The organism is Mycobacterium sp., assembly GCF_035314665.1.
Classification (GTDB): Bacteria; Actinomycetota; Actinomycetes; order Mycobacteriales; family Mycobacteriaceae; genus Mycobacterium.
In genome coordinates this window covers 1-4,918 of record NZ_DATFZD010000262.1, presented here as the reverse complement: position 1 = coordinate 4,918, position 4,918 = coordinate 1, and the positions used below count along the sequence as shown (strand labels likewise).

General features: G+C 65.5%; 4 protein-coding genes and 1 pseudogene. 2 read left to right on the top strand and 3 right to left on the bottom strand.

The features are described from left to right. Positions 1-300: pseudogene (locus VKI00_RS18580) on the top strand (hypothetical protein); the annotation flags it as partial. 298 nt (positions 301-598) lie between these two features. On the opposite strand, the gene VKI00_RS18575 reads toward VKI00_RS18580, so the two are convergent. After that, positions 599-1,696 carry an IS110 family transposase gene (locus VKI00_RS18575; RefSeq protein ID WP_324439937.1) on the bottom strand — a complete coding sequence of 366 codons (1,098 nt, stop codon included), beginning with the start codon at positions 1,694-1,696 and terminating at the stop codon, positions 599-601. A gap of 309 nt (positions 1,697-2,005) precedes the next feature. Between VKI00_RS18575 and VKI00_RS18570 the strand changes: the two genes are divergently transcribed. Beyond that, entirely contained in the window at positions 2,006-3,106 is a 1,101-nt protein-coding gene (locus tag VKI00_RS18570) for an IS110 family transposase (protein ID WP_324439935.1), read from the top strand. Between the two features lie 118 nt (positions 3,107-3,224). On the opposite strand, the gene VKI00_RS18565 is transcribed toward VKI00_RS18570, so the two are convergent. Both VKI00_RS18565 and VKI00_RS18560 read right to left on the bottom strand, forming a co-directional pair. Then, positions 3,225-4,130: a Ku protein gene (locus tag VKI00_RS18565; RefSeq protein ID WP_324439933.1), complete on the bottom strand. Its 906-nt coding sequence runs from the start codon at positions 4,128-4,130 to the stop codon at positions 3,225-3,227. Between the two features lie 37 nt (positions 4,131-4,167). Beyond that, on the bottom strand, positions 4,168-4,918 hold a 751-nt coding region (locus VKI00_RS18560), incomplete at its 5' end, for a PfkB family carbohydrate kinase (protein WP_324439931.1).

Here is a 4,918-nt window from a genome sequence, read left to right as displayed (position 1 = left end):
CTGCCCGACGGCACATTGATCTGGAGGTCGCCGTCCGGGCAGACCTACATCACCACCCCCGGCAGTGCGCTGTTGTTCCCCACCCTGTGCACGCCGACCGGCCAGCTGGCCCCACCCCAGCCCCCACCGACCGGCTCACGCTGCGACCGCGCCGCCATGATGCCCCAACGCCGACACACCCGCGCCCAAAACCGGGCCGCCCGAATCGCCGCCGAACGCAAGCACAACCAACAAGCCCACCAAGCCGCCCGGTCCGGACCGGCCCCACCCAACACCGACGACGAGCCCCCGCCCTTCTGATATGGGGAGCATTCTGTCAAGTGGGCAGGGTGAAGCGGCGGCCGCAACCGTCGCTGTGGCCGCCGCTTCGTGACCAGATGAGTCCGTTGGGATGTCGAGCGTGTCGTATCGACGCGTGTCGGTCTGATATTCGCGGGTTGACTACCGCAGGACGGGACTTTCGAGTCGGAGTGGATCGCTGGTCTAGGGATCGAGCGTGATCTGTTGCGGGGCAACATGATTACTCATAGAACGGACGCGGGTCACTCCGAGACGCTTGCCGACACCTCGTGGATGTCATCTGGACATCTATGGGCACCTATTCGTCGAGGACGGCCAACGACCAGCACCAGCCGGCGAGTTCACGGGCGATCGCGGCGTTGGCGACCACGGAGCGTTTCTTGCGCTCGTCGAAACGGGCCCACCGGGCATGTAGTCGCCGGTTGGCGGTCTGCCCCCGGCCTCGGGCTGCCGGGGAGGCCGTTTCCCACCGTCGCCGTAGATGGCGCCCCGGTCGATACGGTGCCCGGTGATGCCAGGCCGCCTCGATCAGCAGCCGGCGGGCATGGCTGTTGCCGGTCTTGGTAACCCCACCCTGAGAGCGGTTTGCCCCCGAGGAGTACTCGGTTGGCACCAACCCGAGATAGGCGCCGATGGAGCGGCCGGTGAGTCGCTGCCAGTCGCCGATCTCGGTGGCCAGCCCGAACGCCGTCAGCGTCGAGACGCCCCGTAGGCACCCCAACCGGGTCACCACCGGGGTGAACACTGAATCGGCGGCCATCTCGACGATCGCCTCATCGAGGCGGTCGCGGCGGTCAACGGTGGCCAGCATCGCATCAAAGGCCGCGTCGTAGGCCAGCTGTAAACCAGGACTGTCGAACCGGTGCATCCGAAGCCATAGTTCGTGTTTCTTGCTCCACGCCTCTCCGCCGCAGTAGACGATCCCGTGCCGCAACAACAGCTTTGACAACCGGTGCCGCACCGCCATCAGATCCCCACGACAGTCCTCACGCGCCCGGACCAAGTCGCGGGCGGCCTCCTGCTCAACCGACGGAACCGTCACCGCGGCAATCTCATTCAGATGCAGCAACCGCGCCAGATGGCGAGCATCGCGGGCATCGGTCTTGACTCGATCTCCCGACGGTCGCTGCAGCTTCGAGGGCGCCGCGACCACACAGTTAATCCCCGCCGACAGCAGGGACCGGGCCAGACCGTACCCGGTCGGCCCGGCCTCATAGACCACCGCCACCGGCCCCGGCAACGACCCGATCCACTCCCGGATCTCGCCATGATCAGGGGTCAACCGGCGCTCGAACACCTCACCGGTCTCACCGTCCAACCCGCACGCGACCACCGATCGTGCGTGCACATCCAACCCGACACTCGTACGATAATTTCTCACTGGGGCCTCCCACATCTTGTGGCTCTACCGGCCAGCACCACATTCCTGACGGCAACCCACGTTCACATGTGAGCGAGGCCCCAGCCCCTCATACCAACTTGTGTAATAGGCGGTAGGTGATCAGGTCTGCAGCCATGACCACCTAGCACCGATCCGAGATCGCCCGCCCCATACCTGTCGTCCGTAATCGGGATTGGCTCCTAGACGGCTTGCGCCTCGGGTCGGTGCGCCCGGCGTGGAGTGGCTGAAGAGAGGCCTGCAAAGCCGAAAGTTGGTGTGCCCTCCTCGCTTCCATCCCGTAATCGAGGCGAGGAGAGAAGTTTCGTGCCAGCGATATCGAAGACCCCTGACCGCGTGGTGATCGCGATCGATCCGCACAAGGCGTCCTGGACCGCCGCAGCGGTGGACGCGTCGTCGCAACCCGTGGCCACCATTCGCGTACCGGTCAGCCGCGACGGCTACCGTGCGTTGCGTCGCTTCGCCCGCCGGTGGCCCGGCTCGACATGGGCGATCGAAGGCGCATCCGGCTTGGGTGCACCACTGACGGCACGCCTACGCACCGACGGGGTCGACGTCGTCGACGTTCCCGCGAAACTCGCTGCCCGGGTGCGGATGCTGTCGACCGGCCACGGTCGCAAGAACGACGACGCCGACGCAGTGAGCGTGGGGGTCGCGGCACTGAGCGCACGCACGTTGACCTCCGCTGCAGTGGACGACACCGTGACCGCCCTACGCGCGATCGTCGACCACCGCGACGACCTGGTCAAAACCCGAACCCAGACCGTCAACCGCCTGCACGTCGTGCTCACCAACCTCATCCCTGCTGGTGCGAAACGTGACCTCACCGCCGACCAGGCCGCCGAACTCCTTCGCAAGATCCGTCCCCGCGATGCCGCCGGCAAAACCCTGCGCGGCCTCGCCGTGGACCTGGTCACCGAGATACGCCAGCTGGACCGCCGGATCGCCAAAGCCGCCGACGACATCAAGACCGCCGTCACCGCCTCCGGCACGACCCTCACCGAGCTGTGCGGCATCGGTGACTTGACCGCGGGCAAGATCCTCGGCCGGGTCGGCACCATCGATCGGTTCCGCTCCGCCGCCGCGTTCGCGAGCTACAACGGCACCGCCCCGATCGACGTGTCCTCCGGAGACGTCGTCCGCCACCGACTCTCCCGCGCCGGCGACCGACAACTCAACTTGTGCCTACACGTCATGGCCCTCACCCAAATCCGGCAGGGCACCCCAAGCAGGGCCTACTACCTGCGGAAACGAACCGACGGTAAGAGCCACAAGGAAGCAATGCGATGCCTGAAACGGCGCCTGTCCGACGTCGTCTACCGACAACTGCTCCGCGACGCGGCCAGACAAGGGGCGGGCCCGGGAGGACACCCGGGGGCGGCTCTATTGTCCAGCGCGGCCAGCTGAAACCCCGCACACTGACTCTTCGGACAAGTCACTTCCCGGACCCACCAGCAGCCACCATACAACTGAACAACACCACGGCTCTTGACACAGAGAGGCGCCGTCTAAGCCCCAGTCTTAGCTAGGACTTTGAGCCCGCCTTGGCGGGTGCCTTCTTGGCCGGCGCCTTCTTAGCGGCAGCCTTCTTAGCTGGCGCCTTTTTGGCTGGAGTCTTCTTGGCCGGCGATTTCGTAGCGTCCGACCGCGCCTTTACGCTGGCCTCCAGCTTGGCCAGCAGGTCGGAGACGTCTTCGGTCTCGTCCAGCTCTTTGGGTTGCTCCTCAGTGGTAAATGCTTCTTCGCCTTGAAGTTTGGCCTGCACCAGCTCGTGCAACTGCTCCTGGTAGTCGTCGTGATAGCGGTCCGGGTTGAACTCGTCGGCCATTGACTCGACCACCTGTCCGGCCATTTTGAGCTCGGCCGGTTTGATCTCGACTTTCTTGTCCAGCACCGGGAAGTCGGGATCTCGGATCTCGTCGGGCCACAACAGCGTGTGGATCACCATCACCTCGCGCTTGCTGAAATCCTTGACCCGCAACGCCGCAAGCCGGGTCTTGTTGCGCAAGGCGAAATGCACGATCGCCACCCGATCGGTCTCAGCCAGCGTCTTGGCCAGCAGCACATAGGATTTGGTTGACTTGCCACCCGGCTCGAGGAAGTAGCTGCGGTCGTACATCATCGGGTCCAGCTCGCTGGCGGGGACAAACTCCAACACCTCGATTTCGCGGCTGCGCTCTTCGGGCAGCGTCGCGATGTCGTCGTCGGTGATCACCACCATTTGGCCGTCGTCGGATTCGTACGCCCGAGCGATATCGCGGTACTCGACAACTTCGCCGCATACCTCGCACACGCGCTTGTACCGGATGCGGCCGTTGTCCTTGGCGTGTACCTGATGAAACTTGATGTCGTGGTCCTCGGTCGCGCTGTACACCTTGACCGGGACGTTCACCAGCCCGAAGGAGATCGAGCCCTTCCAGATCGAACGCATACAGTCAGTATGCCCGCACCACCATCCGAATAAGCGCCTAGCGGTGACGTGCGGCAGCGTCTAGCGCGGCTCGGTCCGGCAGGTCAGCACCGGCCCGAGCGACGGTCAGCGCGGCCGCATCGCCGGCCGCCTCAAGCGCTGCCGTCAGCGCATCCAGGTTTATCCCGGCAAGCTCGGCGCGTCGCTGCGCGCCCAACAAGCCCCGCCCCCACAGCGCGTCGATCAGGCCGACCATGAAGGCGTCACCGGCGCCGACGGTGTCGACCACCTGCACCGGACGGGCCGCCACCCTGGCCACACCGGCCGCGCAGACCGCCGCCGCTCCCCGGTCACCCATCGTCACCGCGACGATAGACGGACCCAGCGCAAGCCAGGTTTGAGCAATCCGCTCGGGCGGACGGTCGGGGTCGATCCAGCGCAGATCCTCCTCGCTGACCTTCACGATGTCGCTGCGCTCGACGAGATGCTCGATGCGTTCGCGCGCCAGATCTCGGTCGACGATCAACGACGGACGGACATTGGGATCGAAGGTGATGGTGGCCGAGACATGATAGGTGTCGACGAGCGCCGCAACCGCCAGGCAGCCCGGTTCCTGCACGGCGGCAATCGATCCGGTGTGCGCGAAAAGTGGCGGTGTCACCATCGGCGTACCGGAAAGCTGCCAGTCCAGGTCGAACACATAGTCGGCCGACCCGTCTTCGCCGACGGCCAGTCGCGCAGTCGCCGTCCGGCCGGCTACCTGACTTCCCGAAACAAGTTGCACCCCGGCAGCATTGACGTAGTCGGCG